Source organism: Cohnella suwonensis (assembly GCF_042655365.1).
Taxonomy (GTDB): Bacteria; Bacillota; Bacilli; order Paenibacillales; family Paenibacillaceae; genus Cohnella; species Cohnella suwonensis.
Map to the genome: position 1 here is coordinate 1 of NZ_JBHSMH010000005.1, position 22,275 is coordinate 22,275.

Consider the following 22,275-nt stretch of genomic DNA (forward strand, 5'->3'; position numbering starts at 1 on the left):
ATCTTTTCTGGCCATAAAAAATCCTCCCCTGACTGATTCTGAGGAGGATTATCTCATAGCGATTAGCGGGCTTGAAGGTGGGGAAGGTTTGACGCTTACGTTTCAATGACAACATCGCTTAAGCTGTATAGTAATCAGAATCAATTAATTGCTTCTAGCGTAACTTATGGCGTTTCCGTCATTTCCTTAAATATGACGGCAGGAGAAGTCGTGCGTATAGACGCTAGCACTACCTTCAAGGCCGGTTTAATTGTGTATTAAATTCGGACGGATACTGAATAAAACCTGCTCATAGCGAGATGGAAGGCCGTGACAGGTTGCTGGTTGGTGACCTGTTTGGCCCTTATTATGCACCTCTCTACCAGTATCGGCGAGCGCTGAAATCATGTAATGTAGAGCCTCCTTCAGTAGAAGGAGGCTCTTTCACGTTTATATCGCATGATGCGGGGATCAATCGTATGCGCCTATTCGCCAACCCACATTTTAGAAATATTTTCGAATTGGTTTCGAGGGAGTTTAGACTCCTCCTTTAGACTAAGGTTGTAAGCAAGAGAAACCATACAATCTTAAAGGAGCGAGTAAGATATGAAGAAGAGAAACCAATGGTTGATGATCGGCGGAGCGGCTGCTGCGGTGACGTTGTTTACGGCGACGGCGTTCGCGTACACCCCGAATACGGAGGGGTACAACGCGTTCAAAGAGGTGCTGAAGGCGAACCAATTGTCGGGCAAAGCTTTCGAGAGCGCGACGATGAACGGAAACTTCACCGTGACGGTCGATGGCAAGTCCGTGCTGATCGCGGACGGTAAGACGAAGGTGGCGGACGCGGAAGACGGACACATCGTGAGCAGCGACTTCGACTTCACCCTCATGGGCGTCGCGCGCAGCGGCAGTCTGTACAGCAGCGGCGATGAAAGCATCTATATGGTCGACCGCACGCACGATCTACACTATCAGGTGATCAACCTTGACAAGGAGAACGCTGGCAAGCACCGCGAGCGGCCTGATGAGGACGACTTCCATGGCCGCTCGATGAGCAAAGCGGAAGAAGTGCTTCTCGATTTCATGGTCGGCGACCTCAAGGATAATTTCAGCGTGTCGAACCATGCGGACGGCTCGAAGACGATTACGGCTGACATTGACGAGAAGGATATTCCGCTTCCGATTCGCCTGCTGATGGACGTGGCGGAGTCTAAGGACGGGATTGAGCGCAAGCATGCGGAGGAAGTGCCGGCAGAATGGGAGCGAATCAAGGAGCTGCCTTTCTTCCAAGGACTTAAAGACATCAACTTCGAAGAGCAAGTGCCGGAGCTGACGAAAGATTTCGCGATTGAGCACGTGATGCTCCAATTCACGGTGAATGCGGACAACGAGCTTCAGAGCGTGCAAGGCGAGCTTGAAGTAAGCGGCAAGGACGAAGCGGGCGTTGCCCACACGGTGGAGATCGAAGGCGCGGGTGATGTCAGCGGCATTAACGCGACGACGCCGGACGTGTACGACCCTGCCGGAAAGAACATCGAAATCATCGACGCGGCAACGTTCGAAGATCGCGGCTAACATCACGATAACGGGAGGACCTGTCTTATGTTCGAAGTGAACGATTTGTCGAAGGTCTACCCCGGCGGCCGCGGGATCCAAGGGCTCAATCTCACCGTACTTCCCGGTGAGGTTGTCGCCTTATTGGGGCCGAACGGCGCCGGGAAGACGACAGCACTGCAAGCGATGGCCGGTTGGCTCGAAAGCGACCGCGGGAATGCGCGTTTGGACGGCGCTTCCGTCGCCGACCAGCCCGAGCAGACGAGGCCGTACATGGGTTTGATGATTGGCGAGCCGACGCCGTACCCCTATCTCACGGGTTACGAGTATTTGAAACTCTATCACAAGCTGTACCCGGGCATTGACGAAACGCGTATTCGGCAGACGATAGAGCTTGTGGGCATGTCGAACCACCAACAGCTCAAAATCAAGAAGTACTCCACCGGTATGAAACAGCGGATTGAGCTCGCTAGCGCGTTGCTCCATCGGCCGAAGCTGCTGCTGCTCGACGAACCGTTCTCGGGCATGGACATTGAGGGTCGGCGGGAGATGGCCAAGATATTGCGCAATCTCGTAGCCGAGACGGGGATGAGCATCATCGTCTCGTCGCATCAGGTGCACGACATCGAGGATTGGATTACGCATGCATGCATTATTTACGAAGGGCGGCATGTCGGTACCTCGAGCGTCGCACAGATTCGGGAATCGTTCCCTAGCGTAGAGGATTACTATTTGCACGGTATCGCGCAAGAAAGGAGCGGGGCCGCATGATCGCGCAATTGAACTATCTCACGGGCGAAGAACTGCGTAAGCTGCTTCGCGGAGGCAAGCTGAAGGTGCTGCTGCTGCTCGCCTTCCTGATCGGCGTCTTCTTCGTCTTCATCGGCGACCGTATCGGGCTGGACGACAACCTCCCGTCGACCTCGTTGGAACTGTTGCTTGCGATCGTGTTCCCCTTATTCATGGTGTCGCTAGGCAGCGACCTCATGGTCGGCGAATTTAAGGACCGTACGATCAAGCATGCGCTGAAGCTGCCGGTCAGCCGAGAGTCCCTCTATATGGGGAAAATGCTCGCAGGGTGGACCGCCGGTGCTTTGATCGTGTTAAGCGTGTTCGTGCCGACGTTGATCGGAAGCATGGTGCTACAGGGGGTGCCAGCCCCCTCCGAGCTGGGGGCGAGTTTGGCTGAACTCGGCGGCGCGATTCTGTTCTGCGGATTACTAGTGGTGTTGGTTAACTGCGTGTCTTTATGGACGGGGAGCGGCGGAGTCGGGCTATTGGTATGCGTTGTGCTGTGGCTGGCGATGGGCGTCGTCGGCTTACTCGAACCGCAGTTAAGCCGATTCTTCGTCACCGACTTCACGGATTGGGTGCGGCCGTTTCTGTACGCAGGCGATGCCGGCGCGTCGGTCTCGGCATTGCTATTTATAACAGCCTACTATATCATTGGCACTATATTGGGCTTGTTAGCCTTCCAAAGAAAAGAGATCTAATAGATGTCTATTCGACTGAAGCTCATTTTAACGTATCTCATCGGCATTGTGCTGACCGCGGCGATCGTCACGGTGACGGGCATCGGAATCGTCACGGGGGTCGTCTCGTATTTCGCAAGCAGCATCGCGAAGGATCAAACCCCGCGCGAGGCGTTTGAGCGGGGCATCGATGTGATCGTGGACCTGCGCTATACGGAGCGGTATAAGCCGGAGGAGTTGGTCTCTCCCGCATTCGCGAGCCTGATAGGAGACCGACTGAGGCCGTTCGAGGGCTTCCTCGTCGTCCAGGAAGGCGAGCGATGGGAAAGCTACGGCGCGCTCAAGGAAGAGGATGCGTTCCTTGCGCAGCTGCGGAAGAACGTTTCGAAGCCGGGACAGCATGCGGACGGCGCGTTCACGGAGAGTACGTGGGAAGGACGCGATTTGCTCGCGCTGCGGTACGATTTTCCGGCAATCGACGATCCCTTAACGTATTATCTCGTCATCGACGTGACGGAGACGTGGACGAAGGGCAACCGTTTCCCGTTTTTTGTGCTTTTTGGCATTGCGATCTTACTTGGGATCATTCTAGTCCCGTTGATCTGGATTACGACGAAGGATATCGTCAGACCGCTGCGGCAGCTTGAACTAGGTTCCCGCCGAATCGCGGAGGGGGATCTGAACTTCAGCCTGCAATCGAAGGTGCGCAACGAAGTAGGCAACGTGATCAACTCGTACGAGAAAATGCGCAGCGAGCTCCAGCAATCGATTGGAGCGCAACTGGCGCTGGAGGAGAACCGCAAAGAGCTGATCTCGAACATTTCGCATGATTTGAAGACGCCGCTCACCTCGATTAAGGGATATGTGGAGGGGATTCGGGAAGGCATCGCGAACGACCCGGAGAAGCTGAGGAAGTATATCGACGTTATTTATACGAAGACGCTCGACATGGACCGGATGATCGACGATCTGTTCCTGCTGTCGAAGCTGGATCTCGAGCAAGAGAAGTTCCACTTCGATGCGGTGTCGCTGGAGGAGTTCTACCGGCAGACCATGAGCGAGCTGTACATCGAATATGAGAGAGCGGGCATACGGCTGACGGGCGAATACGAAGCCGGATCGGATGCTGTCGCGACGATGGATGCCCAGAAGATCAAGCGAGCCATCCTGAACATCGTCGGCAACTCGGTGAAGTTCATGGATAAGAAGGAACCGCATATCCATGTGTATTTCGGCCGGCAATCGGAGACGTGGGTTATCGCGGTGAGGGATAACGGTCCCGGCATGGAGCAGAGAGAAATAGAGCGGATTTTCGACCGGTTCTATCGGGCGGACGCCAATCGGAATCTGAACGTGGCGGGCTCCGGGTTAGGTTTGGCCATCGTGAAGCAAATCGTCGCGTTTCATGGCGGGACGGTTACCGCAAGAAGCGAGCCTGGGCAATCTATGACGGTGATGTTTACGATACCGATGAATCGGTCTCGAGCGTGACGGGAGAGAGTAAGAAGATGACGAAGCGGAAAGTGTTAATCGTCGAGGACGATCAAGCGATCGCCGAGTTGGAACGGGACTACCTTGAGGTACACGGCTATGAGGTGACCCTTCGGGCAGACGGCCGACAAGCGCTGGAAGAAGCGTTGGAGCAAGCGTACGATCTTATTATTCTAGACGTCATGCTCCCGGGCATGGATGGCTTCGACATTTTGCGGCGGGTTCGCGAGACGAAGTTCATTCCGGTGCTTATGGTGTCCGCCCGCAAGGAGGATATCGACAAGATCCGCGGACTCGGCTTGGGCGCTGACGATTACGTAACGAAGCCGTTCAGCCCGTCGGAACTCGTGGCGAGGGTGAAGGCCCATCTTGAACGGTATGACCGGTTGACCGGGACCGCGGCAGGCGCCGGTTCTTCTTCACCTGTGCGAAAGATGCGTGAGCTGAACATTCGCGGACTTGCGATTCAGGTCGATGCCAGACGGGTGACGCTGGACGGGCAAGAGATCACGATGACCGCTAAAGAATTCGACTTGCTGCTCTTTCTCGCGGAAAATCCGGATCGGGTCTATTCCAAGGAGGAACTGTTGGATAAGGTGTGGGGTATCGATAACTTCGGGGATTCCGCCACGGTCACGGTCCACGTCGGGAAGATCCGCGACAAAATTCAGAAGGACCCGGCAAAGCATCAGTTTATCGAGACGGTATGGGGCGCGGGGTATCGGTTTAAGGTGTGAATGCGTATGGGGGGACCTGTTGCGCTCCACACTTTCTTGGGCAGTCTCTGCTGATTAGGCGGGACTGTTTTTGCCGTATGGGCGTGCCCATAAGCACGCATCTTCAAGCCCGCCGAATATGGGTTTCCTCTATAGCACCAATGCCCATAAATACGGCGCTTCAAGCTGGAGGGGAGGAGCTGACGCGACAGCCCCTTACGCTTTCGTTGAAATGGACAATATCGGGAACTTTATTAAAACAAAACTTCGTAGTCTAATCACTGATGTTCCTCTTAAAGAGAAAGATATTCAGAATGCTGTTGAATTTTTATTTATCGGGAGAAACTTTACAAAGGGAATTGATTATGACAGAGAATCAGGGAAATTCAATTTTTCTGGAAGAGAATACATTCCCGATTTTATTCTTCCTAAGCTAAGAACTTGTATTGAAGTAAAGTTGTTAAAAGAGCCATCTAAACGCTCGAAAGTCATTGAAGAAATCAATGCAGATATAACCGCATATTCAAAAGAGTACGATACTATCTTATTTGTTGTATATGATGTAGGAATTATAAGGGATGAAGTAGAGTTTTGCAGAGATATAGAGAATATTACTGGAGTACGGCTTATTATCGTAAAACATTAAAATGAATAAGATTTGTACAGTGGTAACAGGGGGGAGTTAATTGATAAAAACTGATGATCTAATTGATAATAAGCGAGATAGAGATAGTCAGCCATATAAAACACTAATACTTGCAGCATAATTTTCATTGTTTTATGGGCGTTATCCGCGGTCATTATCATAACCTTCGTTTCTAATTCATACAGAGGCATTGCCAGCGACTTATTTGGAGCTGTTAATTCCCTATTCTCGGGATTGGCATTCGCAGGCATTATTTACACCATTGTAATTCAGCGCGAAGAACTCAGACTACAACGAAAAGAACTGCAGTTACAACGTCAAGAAGTGGCGAAGTCAACTGCTGAACTTGCTGGACAGAAAGAAATGATGTATTTACAACGATTTGAAACGACATTTTTCAACCCTATATCAGCTCATAATGAGATTGTTGCATCAGTAGTGGCTGGTGATATGGCTGGTAAAACAGTACTAGATCATTATGATAATTATTTCATACAAGAGAAAAATACGGAAGAATATTTATTGCCCAACTGTCAAAAGGTCAAGTCAATATGATGTAGATAGAAAGCCAAGGTAAAACATTAATCTAAAGATATCTGTATAAAATACGGGTTTTGTGAATAAGTAGCGCGGGTTAAAAGCCGGCGGTGTAGCCCATGTGCGCTTATCCGGGTTTCGTAAGCCTTAATAGCTAATTGGCTACACTACTGCATTTATAAAACTTCATTTATTGACTCTTTCTAATCATGACTCTGTTTACAGTTTGCACTCCATTACAAGTTCATGAGCTTCTGCATGTATTGCATGGCTTCGGGTTTAAGTCGCGGCTGCAGCCAGTCGCGTAATCGAGCTTTGGCGCCGTCGACGTCATTTGCATGATTGTCGATCCGATTGGCCGTCATCCAATGATCAATCGTTTCGAACGACGTGCTATTCCAGTCGCTTTGATCGCCGTTTCGTTAAGCCGTTGTTTGACGCCTGATATGACGATATCCATGCTGGCTTGCAATTCATTAATCGCTTGATCGTAATCTTTCTTATGATCCGACGCTTGCAGATTTGCTAGCTTTCTTAAGGCCCGAGTTTCGATGCCCAGATTTTCCGCGATTAACTGATTCAAATTCTTCACAGTTCCCGAAATCAATCCGTCCGCATACCGCTGCTGCATGTCCGACGAATGTCCGATGATCGACCTCACTAACGGGACCAGTTCGCGGGCGATCAGAATCGATTTCTTTTTGAAGAACTTCCCGTATGCGGCGACGTCGTCCGCGGGAAACCTGGCGCTCCACAGCCATGGATCGCGATCGCTGTCCGTATGCCAATCGCTTGGGTTCGTCAGACTGCCCAATGAAGGATGGAGAAAGCGGCAATATGCCAAACTGTTGAATGGCCTGTACGGCCTCCTCGTAATTTTCCACTGTCGCTATCCCCTGCATGCGTTATCCCCCCATAATTATTTGTTAACATAATAATAGTTATGTAAACTAATGGATTGATTTTATTTAAGTACATAAAATATTAGGGACTATCAGTCCGCCCCGGATCAAATCCGCGGATACCGGAGTTTTGCCGATTTCCCTCGCCCATACTGACAATTAGCCGAAATGATGAACTGATGGGCGAAAACATATTAGACACCCGCGTTCAGCAATTGGAAGCCGAGGAACCGCAATATAAAGGTTTCTAAGTTTAGGCACCTGCTGAATAAAAGCCGATGGTTCCCTTAAATAGGGAATCATCGGCTTTTTTCGATACTGAAAGATAGCGTCGGGATATCTTTCCGTTATCAAAGATTGTACCCCGTCGGATACTTTTAAAGATATCATCATTCCGTTTCGTCAACGGACAATATCGACAGAGGATGTCTTTTGGCTTTACGGGCCAAATAAAACGCGGTACCTGCGGCACCCGCGGTTCCGCATATGATATCAACCATCGTATCGGTTAAACCCGCCTGACTTGAAAGCCCAAACACCAGGTCGGTGACGAACTCCCATATTTCCCAGCAACCTGCCATAGCTACGGAAAAGTATAAGGCAATCCAAATCGCGATTGGAGAAGGGAATCCGTCTAATTTTTGCTTACGGATCATTTTCCGAACGATCAACAGTCCGATAAAACAAAGGATGACGCCGGAGAGCACATGCTCGAATTTGTCCAAGAACGGGATTATGCCATACAGCCCGAACAAGTTGGCGAGGAGCATGGCCAAAGCAATAAAAAACAACACAGAAAAACGAAGGGCGGGAAACAACACGCTCTTCGTCCATTTGACCAATCCTCGTATAAGAAGCAACACCGAAATAATTAGAATGGCTTGAAGTGTTTTGGGATATTGGCTTTTGATCGTAAAATAAACGATACAAAAGACGCAGATGACGTATAAGACGATTTCGAAGGCGTCATTTAATCGTTGCTTGCTTTTCCAATCCGACATGATAACCGATTCCCGCCTTGATAATATGATGTTGGTTTAAGTAATCTTTTCCCCAACATCCCTATATCATTCGTAGCAACAAAACAACTCTTACGACTTCAAAGGCGCATATTTTCGCGTACTTACCTTTTTACGTCAGATCAGCTTCGTCCCATTACAAACTCTTAAGCTTCTGCAAATATAACTTTGCTTCGGGTTTGCATCGCGGCTGCACCCAGTCGCGCAATCGAGCTTTGGCTTCGTCGACGTCGATCGAATTCGCGTCGATCTCATTGGCCGTCATCCAGTGATCGGCGGTTTTGAACGACGTGCTATTCCAGTCGCTTTTGTCGCCGTTATCGTTAAGTTGCTGTTTGACGCCCGAATGAATTAACATAACTTAAGTTATGTAAACCAATGAGATAGAATTTTTTAATGACATTAAATGATCGGCTCTATCAAACGGTTTCGAATCAGATTCGCGGATACCGGCGTTTTACCCATTTCCCTCGCCCATACCGACAATTGACCAAAATGATGAACTTGATGGGCGAATACGTGGCGCATGACCTCCCCCCATGCGAATATTTCCGCTTCTCCGTTCGCCAGTTCGTTATAGAACGGTTTACGTTCGAGAGGATCGTCCCAAGCCACTACGAAATCCACGACCTCGGGCCGCAATTGACGATCGAGCTGCCTGACTTTCTCCAACGTATTGTAGCTCTCAAAGCTTTCTTGGAAGTCCGATTTCCCTTGAAGGGCGCGAATCCAACTCCACTCGACGTCCGCCACGTGAAAGAGCGTCTGAAGAATGCCGCCTACGCCGCCGATACGCGGCCGGATCAGTTCTTCGTAAGGAACGTCTTCGCACCATTGATACCATTTTTCCCTTACCTGCCAATTATGTTCATAGAGTACTTTCATGTAGATCCTCCTGCATTCGAGTTCGTTTTCCTATGATAAAAGTTCTTTTCAAGACGCCATTTTCCTGCCGCAACGACGAAAACGCCTCGAGTAGACGGCGTTTTCTTTAAGCACCTTCATCGGGCGCTCCTCATCGGCCGGCGGCATCTTCGGCTTCGCTTTGGAAGGCGTTAAGCCTGCTCAGCGCGATGGTCGCAAGTAACGAAGCGCCGAGCGGAATGCAGGCTTCGTTCAGCGTGAATCTCGGATGATGCAAACCGTAAGCCTTCTCCGCTCCGACAGCCGGACCGGAACCGAGCCAGAAGAAACAGCCCGGCACCTCTTCCAAGTACAAAGAGAAATCTTCGCCTGCGAGCGTCGGCGACGCCTCTATTCTTCGTTCCGAACCGATCAGGACGTCGATAACGGCATCCACATGGGCGACGTTAGCGCCGTGATTGGACAATACGGGTACTTGGCGAACGTAGTTTACTTTCGCTTGGCACCGATGCGCCTCCGCGATTCCATTCACGATACGCTCGACGGCTTCCGGTAGCACCTTCTGCACGGTCGGGTCGAAGGAACGTATCGTCCCCGTCATCTCGCACGATTGCGGAATGACGTTGTTCGCTTCGCCGGCATGGATGCTACCGATCGTAACGACGACCGGAGCGAACGGAGACACTTCGCGGCTGACGATGCTCTGAAGCGATTGGACGATCGCCGAAGCGCAAACGATCGAGTCGATGCCTTGATCGGGGATGGCACCGTGCGCGCCTCGGCCTTCCAGCATGATCTCGATCCGGTCAACCGATCCCATCATCGGACCGACGCGAGTTGCGGCTAATCCCGCGGACAACGTCGGCAGATTGTGCAGGCCGTAGATCTCGTCGACCCCTCCCAGCACGCCTTCGGCGATCATCGCTCTTGCTCCGGCATTGATCTCTTCGGCCGACTGGAACAACAACCTTATCGTTCCGCCGAACTTCTCGCGAACGAGCAATTCCGCCGTGCCGAGAAGAATCGCCGTGTGCGCGTCGTGTCCGCAGGCGTGCATGACGCCCGGCCGCTCCGAGGCGAACGGCAATCCGGTGTCCTCTTGAATCGGCAACGCGTCCATGTCCGCGCGAAGCGCGATCGTCGGCCCCGGCCCATTGCCCGCTAGCTCTGCGACGACGCCATGCCCGCCGACGCCGGCGCGGTAGGGCACGCCGAGCCGATCCAGCCGCGCGATCACCGCGGACGCCGTCTCGCTTTCCTCGAAGCTCAGCTCCGGCTTCCGGTGCAACTCCCGGCGGAAGTCGATCCATGCCGCCGAATGCGACTTCGCTCTTTCCAATAAGCTCATGATTTGCCCTCCTTGCCGTATAACTCCTTCATGATTTTGCGTCCCGTCGGCGTCTGCGCCAGGCCGCCTTTCGCTGTTTCGCGATGTTTCTCCGGCATGGCCGAGCCGACCTCCAGCATGACGCCGATCACTTCGTCCGACGGAATCGCGCTCCGGACGCCGGCAAGAGCCATGTCCGCCGCTGCGAGCGCCGTCACAGCGCCGAAGCCGTTGCGCACGATGCACGGAATCTCGACGAGTCCGCCGACGGGATCGCAGATGAGGCCGAGAGAATTCTTTAATGCGAGCCCGACGGCGTGCATCGCCTGTTCCGGCGTCCCGCCGCGCATCTCGGTTAAAGCGCCGGCCGCCATGCCGATCGCCGAGCCGACTTCCGCCTGGCATCCTCCTTCGGCGCCGGACACGAACGAATTGTTAGCGATGACATATCCGATCGCGCCCGCCGCGAACAATCCTTGCACCAACGTTTCGTCGTCCCAGACGAATCGCTCCTGCGAGCTGACGAACACGCCCGGAATAATGCCGCACGATCCAGCCGTCGGCGTGGCGATGACGCGTCCCATCGAAGCGTTCACTTCCGAGACGGCCAGCGCGTAAGCGAGCGCCGCGCTCGCTTCGCCTCCGAGAGAAGGCGGCCGAACGCCGGACAATGCGCTCTCTCGAACGCGCTTGGCATCGCCGCCTGTCAATCCGCTGCGGGATCTCGTATCATCATGCAAGCCTTTGCGAACCGCTTCTTTCATGACTTCGTAATAGGAAGCCATCTGCGCGACGATCCGTTCTTCGCTTTGGCCGGTTTCCCGCGCTTGCTCGACGACCATCATTCGGCCGATCGTAGCGCCTTCTTGCTCGCACAAGTCGGACAGTTGCTTCAGACTCGTGAATCTCATGGCTGTCTATCCACTCCTCCGGGACTTGCTTCCGTATCCGCGTAGCTAGACGTTTCCGACAAATTGATTACACGCACTTTGCTTACGTTCGGCAACCTGCCGATTCGGTTCAACTCCGCCGACGGAATCGGCTGGTCGCACTCGATGACCGTCAACGCCTCGCCGTTCCGCGATTCGCGGTCGACCTCCATATGGCTGATATTCACCTGCGCGCGCATGAGAACGTCGGTCACTTCGGCGATCATGCCGGCCCGGTCTCCGTGAAAGACGAGCAGCGTCGGATAGTTCGCCGTGAACTTCACGTCGAAACGGTCGATGCCGACGATCTCGATATTGCCGCCCCCGATCGACCTTCCCGTCACGCGAATGCCTTCTTCTCCCCGCCGCAACGCGATCGTCGCCGTGTTCGGATGGGCGACGGGCGGCCGTTCGGGATGAAACCGGACGGTTACGCCGGCTTCCGTCGCCACTACGAGCGCGTTCCTGATCCTGGCATCGTCCGTATCGAAATCGAGCAATCCCGCGACGAGAGCCAAGTCCGTGCCGTGCCCCCGGTACGTGTCGGCGAACGAGCCGTACAGATGAATGTCCGCCTCGAACGGAGCGGTGCCCAGCGCTTGCCTTGCCGTCCTGCCAAGCCGGACGGCGCCCGCCGTATGCGAACTAGAAGGCCCGATCATGCTCGGGCCGATGATCGAGAATACGTCCTTGAATCTCATCGCTTATTCAACCGCTAACCATTCGGACAGACCGGCCGCGACGAAATCGTCGTCGTTGAGATGAGGATATTGCGCGTACACGCGGTCGATCTCCTCGGACTGTCCCGGAGACAACGTCTCTTCCGGGTTCAGGCACCAGATGCCCTTCATGAGTCCTTGTCTTCTGAGCACTTCGTGTATACCCGGAATGCATCCCTCGAAGTGATGCGCGGGATCGAAGAACGTCGCGTTCGTGTCCGTCACTTGAATCGCTCGCGTCATCCACTCCCGAGCGATCGCCTCGTCGCCACGAATACCCTTGATTTCTTCCATGAGCTCGACCGCCTTCCGCGTCCAGACGGCCCAATGACCGAGCAGACCGCCGACGATCTGCTTCTCCACGCGCACGCCGTCCACGTCGAAACGGAACGTCGTCAGCAGATCCGCTACGATGTTGTCGTCGTTGCCCGTATAGAGGGCGATCTCGTCGCGACGCGAAGAATAGCACACCGCGCGGGCGACGTCGAGCGTCTGATACCGGTTAAAAGGCGCCATCTTGATCGCGACGACGTTCGGAATTTCGGCGAACTTGCGCCAGAATTCGTAAGTGAAGATGCGTCCGCCGACGGATGGCTGCAGGTAGAAGCCGATGACCGGCAGCTTCTCCGCCACTTGGCGCGTGCGCGCCAGCAGATCTTCTTCGGTCCAATCCGCGAGGCCGCCCATGCTCAGCAGCGCCGTGTCGTAACCGAGCCGAAGAGCGATATCCGTCTCGCGTAGCGCCTGTTCGGTCGGACCGCAGATGCCTGCCGCTTGGATAAAAGGACGTTCGATGCGCGCCTTGGCCACTTCTTCGGCCGCCATCGCTAGCACCGTCTCGTACAGATCGTGCTCCGGGTCGCGAATCTCGAATTGGGTAGAATGCACGCCTACCGCGATGCCGCCGGCTCCGGATGCGATGTAATACCGCGTAAGCGCGCGTTGGCTGACCGGATCGAGCTTGCGATTCTCGTCCAACGCGAGCGGATGCGCGGGGATCACCAAGCCGTCGTGCAGCGCGTCCATGAGCGAAGGGGATAACTTGTGCTTAGAAGCGGCCATTAGAATTTCCCCTTTCTCTCTTGGAAGTGGGTCGGCTTGTTCCAGGTCGCCCCGCCCTCGAGCACCCAATCCGCCGTCCAATCGATCATCTGCAGCAACGACACTTGCGGATAACCAAACAGTTGGTGCGACTTCGACGCGTTATTGAGCAGCGCCGTCTCCGACTCGGAACCGACGAACTGCGCTTCTTTGCCCAAACGAGCCGCCAGCTCGCCGGCCGCCCAACGAATCGACAGCGTCTCGGGCCCCGTGATGTTGATAATGTTCGGCGGCGTGCTCGCATGTCTCAGGCAGCGCAGCGCCATCGCGTTCGCATCCCCTTGCCAGATGACGTTCGCGAAGCCCATCGCCAGGTTGATCTCGCGTCCTTCGTTGATCGCTCTCGCCAGCTCCAACAAGACGCCGTATCGCATGTCGATCGCGTAGTTGAGCCGGTACATGACCATCGGCGTTCCGTTCTTGTGGGAATGGTATTCGAAAATCCGTTCGCGTCCAAGCGTCGATTGCGCGTACTCCCCGATCGGTTCCGGCGCGACTGTCTCGGTCGCGCCGCCGCCGGATACCGGCAAGAACGGATAGATATTCCCGGAGGAAAACACGACGATGCGCGATTCCTTGTATTTCTCCGCCACGCGACCCGGCAAGTAAGCGTTCATCGCCCACGTAAAATGCTCGCGGCCCGTCGTGCCGAATTTGTTGCCCGCCATGTAGATGACGTTCTCGGCGTTCGGCAGCGCGCGAAGCGCGTCGTCTTCGAGCAGTTCGCAAGAGATCGTCTGAACGCCCGCGTCTTCGAGCTCTTGCCGGGCTTCCGCATTGGAGAACCGGGAAACGCCGATGACTTTCTTGTTCAAGCCGCCTTCGCGAATCGCGTTCATGGCCAGTCTCGCCAAGCTCGGCCCCATTTTCCCGCCGACGCCCAAGAGGACGATATCGCCGTTTACTTTCGCCAAATCCTGAATCAACGCCTCGTTCGGCTGCGCCAACTTGGCTTCCAATTGTTCCACCGTTTTCATGAAAAAGCCCCCTTCGTCGTCGTGCTTCAACATAAGCATACGGCGGCGAAGGATTAAAGGACAGGTCTTTATATCGTCTTTATATGTTGTCAAAAAAGCTAGAGAGACTTGTCCATCAAAAAAGTGAATCGGTAAATTTGCCGCGGACGGCCCTTCGGCACCTTCTCGTAGCCCGCGATGTCCACGAGTCCGCCGTCGATCCACATGAGCAGCAACCGGTGCGCGCTACGTATGGTAATGTTAAGCATCGCCGCCAGTTCGTGCACCTTGTACTCGTACTTGTTGAATCGCGCCATATGGTGCAGCAGCTTGCTCAAATAAGCGCTCGTCATGCCGGCGTCTTCCGCTTGCTTGATAAGCGACGCGTCCGTTGGCGACAAGATCGATTGCACGGGGTCCGCCATCTCCAAGGGTCCGATCAGCGTCGCGTCCTCGCGGACGATGAAGCAGGCGTTGCCTCCCGCTTCTTTCGCTTTGCGCAGCGCGCTTCTCGCGTTCGTGCCCGCGTCGTTGGCGGAAGCGCCGAAGCCGATGCCGACGCTGAGCGATAAGCCGTAAGACTTATTCGCGTCTTTCGCTAACGGGATCGTCTTGTATCCGCTCGTCTCCCTCTCGAAGATGCCCCGCGTCGTGAAGAACAAATATTCGTCACCGCCGAGCGAAGTCAAATAACCGTCGAGCGACTCGACGTAATCGAGTACCATCCGGTGAATGTCCAGCTTCAGCTTCTGCACCTCGTGCTCGTTCGTTCTTCGCATGGCGAGCTTGCCGAAGTCGTCCACGTTGATCATGCCGACGACGATCTGCGACTCCTTTCCCCGCCGGGATTCCGTCGACAGAAGCGCGCGCTCCAGCGTGACGATGATGTCCTGGTCCGAGGGCACGATCCATTCGTTCGGGACGGCGAACCGTCCGAGCTGTTCGGCCGCCTGCTCCACGCCCGTGAGCGCGACGGAACAATGGCCCGATTCGGCCAACTGGCGATGGAACGCGACAAGCTTGTCGGGCGAAGAGTAAGCGGGACCGTCGTAGACGACGACCCGCGTATGTTCCAAGCCGAGGTCGGCTAACGTTCTCGCGACCATTGCTTTCGTCAGGGAATCGACCGAGACGCCGACATCGAGGCGCCCCGCGCGGAATGCGCTGAAGAGCGCCTTATATAGGCCCGCGCCCGTAAGCGGCACGTAGTGAACGGGAACGGACAGCGTCGCGCCGTGTTTGACCGCGCGATGGGAAATCGGGCCGGACAAGAGCAACACTTCCGCTTCCGCTCCGAGTTCCTCCGCGGCTCGCAGCACGTCGCTCTCCCGGTCGGCGATTCGCGCTAAAGGCAAGAAAGTCGGGAAAGACTTCAGCACTCTCAAGATGCGGTTCACGATCGCATCCGTGCCGATGATTCCGATTTTGATCTGCATGAGCTTTCTCCCTCTCCGGAACGACGATTTATTCTCGCGAGTGATTCAGCTTGCTCTCGACGGAGCGCATTTTTTGCTCCATCGTACCGACTTTATCCCTTCGATCGTCGATCGTCAAAGTCGTAGACACGCGTAACGCTCCATTCTCGAACGGCACTTCGTGCATGCGGCGCACGAAGGCGAGCAGATCGTCGAGCTCGCCTTCGATGATCGTGCTCATCGGCGTCAATTGAAACTTCACCTTGTCTCCCGCTTGTTCCAGCACGCGGTGAACGGCCGCGACGTAATCGCCGACGCTAGGCGTTCCGGTGCCGAGCGGCACGATCGTGACTTGAGCGATTGCCATTCCTCATTCCGCCTCTCTACGAAACAACGATTAGTAAGGGCGCGATTGCGCCACGTAATCCGGACGGACACGCTTCTCGGTCAATTCGGCTTGATGCCAGACCGGCGTCGCGGCCGGCGACATCGGCGGGACGAGCCAAGACCAACGGGCGTTCACGTCGCGGCCGTTGTCTTGCTCGCGCTTCGCGAACCTCATGAATTGTTCGGCCGCCGTGTGATGGTCGACGATGCTGAAACCGTTCGCCTTGTACGAATGGATGACGGCCGCGTTCAACTCGACGAGCGCGCGGTCTTTCCACAAGCTCGCGTTCGTGGAACGGTCGAACCCGAACGCGTCCGCGACCCGGGGCAACTCGTTATATCGGTCGGCGTCCGCCAGATTACGGGCCCCGATCTCGGTGCCCATGTACCAGCCGTTGAACGGTGCGGCCGTATAGCGTATGCCTCCGATCTCCAGCGCCATGTCCGATAGAATCGGCACGCCGTACCAACGCAGGCCGAGCTCGTCGAACGAACGGTTATTCGGGTGAACGAGTTCGACTTCTTTCACGAGAATCGCCGGCAATTCGAACAGACGCGGCTCCCGGTCTCCGATCCGGACGACGAGCGGCAACACGTCGTATTTCGTGCCTTTACCCTTCCAACCGAGCCGCAGGCATTGCTCGGTGAAATCGACCGACGCGGGATCGCCGATGATGCTGCCGTCTTCTTTCCTGTAGCCGGCATAACGAACGAGTTGATGGTTCCAGATGCGGATCGTTTCGTCGCCCGACCCGTGATTCTCGGGGCGGAACACCGTAATCGTCGGGCGAACGCGCCCTTCGTTCGTCGCGAACGCGATGTGGGCGAACGACGCCTCGGCAATGTCGTCTTCCGTGCGGGCTTGACGGCGATCGATGACCTCGAGCGAGTCCCAGAACAATCTCCCTATGCATTTGGCGTTGTTGCGCCAAGCGACCTTGGCTCCGAAAGTCAGCTCTTCCGACGTATGCGAATACGTGCCGGTTTCTCCCACGGAAGCGCGCACGTATTCCAACCGATGAATCATTTCCGATGCCGAACGGCCGGTTTCTTCGTAAAACAATCGAATGAACGACAGCGCCTCTTCTTCGATCGAAATATCATTTACGACATTAATCATTTGCGATTCCCCATTTGGTTGACATAACTATAGTTATGTAAAAATGTTGACCGAGCGCCTCATGAACCCATTGTACCAAAATTCGTCATCCGAACGAAGCGCGTCACAAAATTGCAACAACGCAGCCCTCGCGGACCGCATTGCCGAATAACCCCAGCTAAAATAACGCGTAAACGCAAAAGAGCCCGCCAACGAGGCGAACTCGCCTAACGCGCTATTCGATCGCTACTCTCTTACGCGACGATGTTAAGTTCTACGGGAATGTTCCCTCTGGTTGCTTTCGAATACGGGCACACTTGGTGCGCGGCGGCCACTAGTTCATCCGCCACTTCGGGCGAGACGCCGAATACGGCCGCGTCGATTCTCGCCGCCAGCGCGAAGCCGCCGTCCGCGTCTTGCCGATCGAAACGTGCGCGGTCACTTGCGTGCCTTCGGGTTTGGATCTTTTTCGTGCGGATGACCAGCTTCAAAGCACTATCGAAGCAGACGGCGTATCCCGCGGCGAACAATTGTTCGGGACTGGTCGCGTGTCCTCCCCCTCCTCCTCTTTCTTGTCAATTACCAAGCATTAGCACCCGCGGATTTGCTATAATCGAGTTGACTTCATCTCGGCACGACAAGGGGAATCGCCGCATGAACCTTCAGAAAAAGAAAGACCGCATCGAGCTCGACCGGCGCATTCCGGGCATGCCGTGGTACGTCGAGAAATTCATCAACTATAAGCTGCCGGACTTGTCTCCCTCCTCCCTGCTCGAATACGTCAGGGATTACGAGACGTTCCTGTCGTGGCTCAAGGCAGAAGGACTCACTTCCGCAGATAAAATCACCGAAATCCCGCTCGTCGATCTGGAGAAGCTTCATATGGACAGCGTCGACAACTTCCGGATGTTCCTGGCGACGAAGAGGGACAACGCCAATACGCGAACGACGATATCGCGCAAGCTGAGCTCCCTCCGTTCGCTGTTCCACTATTTGAGCCAGATCGCGGAAGACGACGAATTTTACCCTCTTCTCAAGCGCAACGTCATGGCCAAAGTGTCGATCAAACGCACGCACAAACCGAAGGACACGGCCGCTAAGCTCGAAGGCAAGTTGCTGCAGGAACAAGAAATCATCGAATTCATTAACTACATTAAACAAGACTACGCCCACGACGTCGCGGCCAACAAGCAAGCGATATACGCCCACGAGCTGAACAGCGTGCGGGATTGCTGCATCGTCAGTCTCATTCTCAATTCCGGCCTGCGGGTGTCCGAGCTCGTGAACTTGAACGGCGACGACGTCGACTTCAAGAAGAAGCTCGTGTACGTGTACCGCAAAGGCAAGAACGACGACACGTTCAAGACGCCCGTCTACTTCCGGCAAGACGCGATCGCCGACCTGGAGACGTATCTCGCCCTTCGCGAGACGCGTTATAAAGCGCCCAAGCGGGAGAAAGCGTTGTTCCTCGCCATCGCCAACGGCAAGAAAGAAGGTTCGCGCATGACGAAGCGAGCCATTCAGGAGATGGTCATCAAGTACGCCAAGCGATTCGGCAAGCCTTATCTTTCCGTTCACAAGCTGCGTCATTCGTTCGCGACCGATTACTACATGAGCAACGACCTGTACAAAACGCAGGAGCAGCTCGGCCACGCTTCCCCGGAGACGACGCAAATCTACGCCCATCTGACCGACAAGACAATGGCGGAAGCGATCGACCGGCGCAAGGACGAATAGGCGAAAGCGGAGTCGGCATGTTTAATTTCGCAACCGTCGTAATATGCTACTAAGCGAACGGCTTCAGTCCGAACTTATGCCGAAAGTCGAGGGGTTCCGATGGACTATCGCATCGAGAAGGATTCAATCGGGGAGATCCGCGTCCCGTCCGATAAGCTTTGGGGCGCGCAGACGCAGCGGAGCTTGGACAACTTCAGGATCGGCTCGGAGAAAATGCCGCCGGAACTCATTCGCGTCTTCGCCTTGCTCAAGAAAAGCGCGGCTATCGTCAACCGCGAGCTCGGCAAGCTGAGCGACGCCAAGGCGAACGCGATCGTCGCGGCGGCGGACGAAGTGATCGGCGGCCGTTGGGACGACAACTTCCCTCTCGCCGTCTGGCAGACGGGTAGCGGAACGCAATCGAACATGAACGTGAACGAAGTGATCGCGTTTCGGGCGAACGCGCTGCTGGACGAGCAAGGCGTAACCGGAGAGCGCGTCCATCCGAACGACGACGTCAACAAGTCCCAGAGCTCCAACGATACGTTCCCGACCGCGATGCACGTCGCGGCGCTCATCGCCGTCGAGGACCGGGTGTTGCCCGCCGTCGAATTGCTTAGAAGCACGCTCGCGAAGAAAAGCGAACAGTTCGCCGGCATCATCAAAATCGGACGAACCCATCTTCAGGACGCGACGCCGCTGACGCTCGGCCAAGAAATCGGCGGCTGGGTCGCCATGCTGGACAAGTGTTCCCGGATGATTCGGGATAGCGCGGAATACCTCAGGGAACTCGCCATCGGAGGGACCGCGGTCGGCACCGGCATCAACGCGCATCCCGAGTTCGGCGCGCGCGTATCCGCCAAGCTCGGCGAGCTGTGCGGCAAGAAATTCGTCTCGGCGGACAACAAATTCCACGCCTTAACGAGCCACGACGAACTCGTTCACGCGCACGGCGCTTTCAAGGCGCTCGCCGCGGATCTGATGAAGATCGCCAACGATGTCAGATGGCTCGCCAGCGGGCCTCGCAGCGGAATCGGCGAAATTACGATTCCCGCGAACGAACCGGGCAGCTCGATCATGCCGGGCAAAGTAAACCCGACCCAATCCGAAGCGCTGACGATGGTCGTCGCCCAGATAATGGGTAACGACGCGACGATCGGTTTCGCTGCCAGCCAAGGCAACTTCGAGCTGAACGTGTTCAAGCCGGTCATCGTTTACAACTTCCTGCAATCGGCGACTTTGCTGGCGGAAGCGATCCGATCTTGGAACGACCATTGCGCCGTCGGCATCGAAGCGAACGAAGCCGCTATCAAGTCGCACCTGGACCGCTCTCTGATGCTGGTTACGGCACTCAATCCGTATATCGGCTACGAGAATGCCGCCACGATCGCGAAGACGGCGCACGCGCAAGGGCTCACGCTCAAAGAAGCCGCCTTGAAGAGCGGCTTGATCACGGAAGAGAAATTCGACGAAGTCGTAAGACCGGAAAAGATGATTTTCCCTAGCTAAACGGGTTACTCACAAAGAAAAGGCGAAGTGCGAGATTAACGCGGCTTGGCCTCTTCCTCTTGCCGGGCGAGATCGTCGACGGTTATTTTATCGTCGGACTTCTCATATGCGTCTAAGATAGCGTGTAGCAATCCTGGAAACCGGTATTCCAAATCCGCTTCCCTAAGCGACAACAGCCTGAGCGTGCCTTGAACGCGTGTGTTCACGACTCCGCACTCGCGCAGCGTGCGGGCGTGATGGGATAACGTCGACTTGACGACGGGAACGCAGATGTCGCCGCAGGATCTCTCCCCCGCCTTCCTGACTTCCGATACGATGAATAGCCGAATGGGGTCGCTTAACGCGTAGAGCACGGAAGATAAATGCAACTCGTCTCTGTCCGGATGATGGAGAATTTTCATGGTGTGTCCCCTTTCGCTGTCAATGATTGCATTTTACCATACTCCGTGTTATATTCCAATTGTTCGATTACAATCGAACAATAGAACATAGAGGAGTGGTCCATGCATGTCCAACCCAACAAACACGACATCCCTTGCCCCTGACCGATCGGTTTCCCGTAGGGAAGGGTTACTGATCGCTTTGCTCGGCGTCTCGGTCGTCCTTGTCATCATGAATACGATGATGTTTAACTTCGCCCTGCCCGATGTCGCGAAAGCCTACGAGTTAAGCGCGGTCGCCACGTCGTGGATCGTCACGGGGTACTCGATTATCTTCGCCATCTCGTCGATCACGTACAGCAGGCTGTCGGACTTCGTGCCGATCCACCGGCTGCTCATCGTCGGCATCTTGTCGCTCAGCCTCGCCGCGATCATCGGTTATTTCGTCGATAGCTACGCGATGCTGCTCGCCGTTCGGTTCGTTCAAGCGTCCGGCGCGGGTTCGATCCCCGCCTTGGCTCTCGTTATCTGCTCCCGATACGTGCCGCTGGAACGCCGTGGCAAAGCGATGGCGACGATCATGTCCGCCGCCGCTCTCGGCTTAGGATTGGGTCCCGTCGCGGGCGGCGCCATCGTCGAATACTTAGGCTGGCACGACTTGTTCCTCGTCACCGCGGCGACGCTCGTTCTCGTTCCCTTCTTCCTGGTGACCGTTCCCCGCGAGAAACCGGTTCGAGGTTCCTTCGACGCTCTCGGCGCTCTTCTGTCCGGCGTCGGAACGACCGGACTGCTGTTGTTCCTGACGAATCATTCCTGGATCGCGCTGCTCGGGGGTATCGCGGCCATTCTCTTGTTCGTCGTCCGCATCCGGATGGCGGCCTCTCCATTTGTCTTGCCAGCCCTCTTCGCGAACAGGCCTTACTTATCCTTGAGCGCAGTCGGCATCGCGGCTTACTTGTGCAGCTTCTCGACGTTGTACCTCATGCCTCAGCTTCTCGTGAAGCAATACGGGTTAAGCGCCATCGAAGCCGGGTTCGTCATTTTCCCCGGATCGTTGTTATCGATGCTCATCTCCTCGCGCGTCGGGCGGATTATCGATCGCAAGGGCAACCTGCCGATTATCCGTTACGTCCCTCTGCTCGTGCTCTTGGCCGTCATCTTGTTCGCGCTGTTCGACGGAGCGGGTTACGCGGCCATCTCATTCATCTACATTCTGCTTAGCGTCGGATTCACGTTCATCACGAGCAGCGTATCGAACGAAATGTCGCGCATCTTGCCGCCGAAGCAGATCGGTTCCGGACTTGGACTTCTGCAGCTGCTGCAATTTTTCAGCGGAGCTTTCGGCGTCGCGATGTCGGCGACCGCGGTCGGCTGGCAGAAGGAATTCAAGCTTTCCCATGCCTACAGCAACATCTACTGGGGGCTCGCGGTCATCGTCGCGTTATCGCTATTGTGCGTCCTACATTACTTGCGCTCGCGTTCCCGCGTCGCCCAGTCGGTAGCCGCTTAAACGAAGCGCCCCCGATCTCCCGTCACGATCGATTCACGAATGGA

The 22,275-nt window shown here is 55.2% G+C and carries 22 protein-coding genes and 2 pseudogenes; 10 read left to right on the forward strand and 14 right to left on the reverse strand.

All coding sequences use genetic code 11. From position 1 onward, the window contains the following. Positions 1-585: 585 nt before the first annotated feature. The 7 genes from ACFPPD_RS02115 to ACFPPD_RS02145 all read left to right on the forward strand — a co-directional run bounded on the left by ACFPPD_RS02115 (position 586) and on the right by ACFPPD_RS02145 (position 6,416). Positions 586-1,557 carry a hypothetical protein gene (locus tag ACFPPD_RS02115; RefSeq protein WP_209742639.1) on the forward strand — a complete coding sequence of 324 codons (972 nt, stop codon included), beginning with the start codon at positions 586-588 and terminating at the stop codon, positions 1,555-1,557. Positions 1,558-1,584: 27 nt separating this feature from the next. Next, positions 1,585-2,307: an ABC transporter ATP-binding protein gene (locus ACFPPD_RS02120; RefSeq protein ID WP_209742641.1), complete on the forward strand. Its 723-nt coding sequence runs from the start codon at positions 1,585-1,587 to the stop codon at positions 2,305-2,307. Next, entirely contained in the window at positions 2,304-3,029 is a 726-nt protein-coding gene (locus tag ACFPPD_RS02125) for an ABC transporter permease (RefSeq protein WP_209742643.1), read from the forward strand. Before ACFPPD_RS02120 ends, ACFPPD_RS02125 begins: the two co-directional genes overlap by 4 nt. 3 nt (positions 3,030-3,032) lie before the next feature. Then, positions 3,033-4,499, forward strand: a complete 1,467-nt coding sequence (locus tag ACFPPD_RS02130; protein WP_209742645.1) for a sensor histidine kinase — start codon at positions 3,033-3,035, stop codon at positions 4,497-4,499. A 17-nt stretch (positions 4,500-4,516) separates the two neighbouring features. Next, on the forward strand, positions 4,517-5,236 hold the full coding sequence (locus tag ACFPPD_RS02135; protein WP_209742647.1) for a response regulator transcription factor: 720 nt from the start codon (positions 4,517-4,519) through the stop codon (positions 5,234-5,236). Positions 5,237-5,306: 70 nt separating this feature from the next. Then, positions 5,307-5,861, forward strand: a complete 555-nt coding sequence (locus tag ACFPPD_RS02140; RefSeq protein WP_209742649.1) for a PD-(D/E)XK nuclease domain-containing protein — start codon at positions 5,307-5,309, stop codon at positions 5,859-5,861. 234 nt (positions 5,862-6,095) lie between these two features. After that, on the forward strand, positions 6,096-6,416 hold the full coding sequence (locus tag ACFPPD_RS02145) for a hypothetical protein (protein WP_209742651.1): 321 nt from the start codon (positions 6,096-6,098) through the stop codon (positions 6,414-6,416). Between the two features lie 218 nt (positions 6,417-6,634). Here ACFPPD_RS02145 and ACFPPD_RS02155 read toward each other — a convergent pair. The 13 genes and pseudogenes from ACFPPD_RS02155 to ACFPPD_RS02215 all read right to left on the reverse strand — a co-directional run. After that, positions 6,635-7,242: pseudogene (locus ACFPPD_RS02155) on the reverse strand (AlkZ-related protein). Between the two features lie 447 nt (positions 7,243-7,689). Beyond that, positions 7,690-8,301: a DUF2238 domain-containing protein gene (locus ACFPPD_RS02160; RefSeq protein WP_209742655.1), complete on the reverse strand. Its 612-nt coding sequence runs from the start codon at positions 8,299-8,301 to the stop codon at positions 7,690-7,692. A gap of 154 nt (positions 8,302-8,455) precedes the next feature. Next, positions 8,456-8,677 (reverse strand): AlkZ-related protein, encoded by a 222-nt coding sequence (locus tag ACFPPD_RS02165; protein WP_209742657.1) that lies wholly within the window; start codon positions 8,675-8,677, stop codon positions 8,456-8,458. 44 nt (positions 8,678-8,721) lie between these two features. Further along, positions 8,722-9,204 carry a DinB family protein gene (locus tag ACFPPD_RS02170; protein WP_209742659.1) on the reverse strand — a complete coding sequence of 161 codons (483 nt, stop codon included), beginning with the start codon at positions 9,202-9,204 and terminating at the stop codon, positions 8,722-8,724. A 130-nt stretch (positions 9,205-9,334) separates the two neighbouring features. Beyond that, positions 9,335-10,531: a M20 metallopeptidase family protein gene (locus ACFPPD_RS02175; protein ID WP_209742661.1), complete on the reverse strand. Its 1,197-nt coding sequence runs from the start codon at positions 10,529-10,531 to the stop codon at positions 9,335-9,337. Beyond that, positions 10,528-11,421, reverse strand: coding sequence for an L-serine ammonia-lyase, iron-sulfur-dependent, subunit alpha (sdaAA, locus tag ACFPPD_RS02180; protein ID WP_209742663.1), 894 nt, complete (start codon positions 11,419-11,421; stop codon positions 10,528-10,530). Before sdaAA ends, ACFPPD_RS02175 begins: the two co-directional genes overlap by 4 nt. Continuing rightward, a complete protein-coding gene (gene sdaAB, locus ACFPPD_RS02185) occupies positions 11,418-12,140 on the reverse strand; it encodes an L-serine ammonia-lyase, iron-sulfur-dependent subunit beta (RefSeq protein ID WP_209742665.1) in 723 nt (240 codons plus the stop codon). Before sdaAB ends, sdaAA begins: the two co-directional genes overlap by 4 nt. A 3-nt stretch (positions 12,141-12,143) precedes the next feature. Next, a complete protein-coding gene (locus ACFPPD_RS02190) occupies positions 12,144-13,220 on the reverse strand; it encodes a dihydrodipicolinate synthase family protein (RefSeq protein WP_209742667.1) in 1,077 nt (358 codons plus the stop codon). Further along, complete coding sequence (locus ACFPPD_RS02195; protein WP_209742669.1) at positions 13,220-14,236, reverse strand: NAD-dependent epimerase/dehydratase family protein; 1,017 nt, start codon at positions 14,234-14,236, stop codon at positions 13,220-13,222. The genes ACFPPD_RS02190 and ACFPPD_RS02195 overlap by 1 nt, the downstream gene beginning before the upstream one ends. Positions 14,237-14,334: 98 nt before the next feature. Next, positions 14,335-15,651, reverse strand: coding sequence for a GGDEF domain-containing protein (locus ACFPPD_RS02200; protein ID WP_209742671.1), 1,317 nt, complete (start codon positions 15,649-15,651; stop codon positions 14,335-14,337). A gap of 28 nt (positions 15,652-15,679) precedes the next feature. Further along, on the reverse strand, positions 15,680-15,997 hold the full coding sequence (locus ACFPPD_RS02205) for an MTH1187 family thiamine-binding protein (protein ID WP_209742673.1): 318 nt from the start codon (positions 15,995-15,997) through the stop codon (positions 15,680-15,682). A gap of 30 nt (positions 15,998-16,027) precedes the next feature. Continuing rightward, positions 16,028-17,137, reverse strand: coding sequence for a nitric oxide synthase oxygenase (locus tag ACFPPD_RS02210; RefSeq protein WP_209742675.1), 1,110 nt, complete (start codon positions 17,135-17,137; stop codon positions 16,028-16,030). A 233-nt stretch (positions 17,138-17,370) separates the two neighbouring features. Further along, positions 17,371-17,667, reverse strand: a pseudogene (locus tag ACFPPD_RS02215) (Ohr family peroxiredoxin); the annotation flags it as partial. Positions 17,668-17,770: 103 nt separating this feature from the next. Here ACFPPD_RS02215 and xerS point away from each other — a divergent pair. Next, entirely contained in the window at positions 17,771-18,853 is a 1,083-nt protein-coding gene (gene xerS / locus ACFPPD_RS02220) for a tyrosine recombinase XerS (RefSeq protein WP_209742679.1), read from the forward strand. A 99-nt stretch (positions 18,854-18,952) separates the two neighbouring features. Continuing rightward, positions 18,953-20,341, forward strand: a complete 1,389-nt coding sequence (gene fumC / locus ACFPPD_RS02225) for a class II fumarate hydratase (protein WP_209742681.1) — start codon at positions 18,953-18,955, stop codon at positions 20,339-20,341. A 35-nt stretch (positions 20,342-20,376) separates the two neighbouring features. On the opposite strand, the gene ACFPPD_RS02230 is transcribed toward fumC, so the two are convergent. Continuing rightward, complete coding sequence (locus ACFPPD_RS02230; RefSeq protein WP_209742683.1) at positions 20,377-20,742, reverse strand: ArsR/SmtB family transcription factor; 366 nt, start codon at positions 20,740-20,742, stop codon at positions 20,377-20,379. Between the two features lie 106 nt (positions 20,743-20,848). Here ACFPPD_RS02230 and ACFPPD_RS02235 point away from each other — a divergent pair, with 106 nt between their 5' ends. Next, on the forward strand, positions 20,849-22,231 hold the full coding sequence (locus ACFPPD_RS02235; RefSeq protein ID WP_209742685.1) for an MFS transporter: 1,383 nt from the start codon (positions 20,849-20,851) through the stop codon (positions 22,229-22,231). Positions 22,232-22,275: the final 44 nt, after the last annotated feature.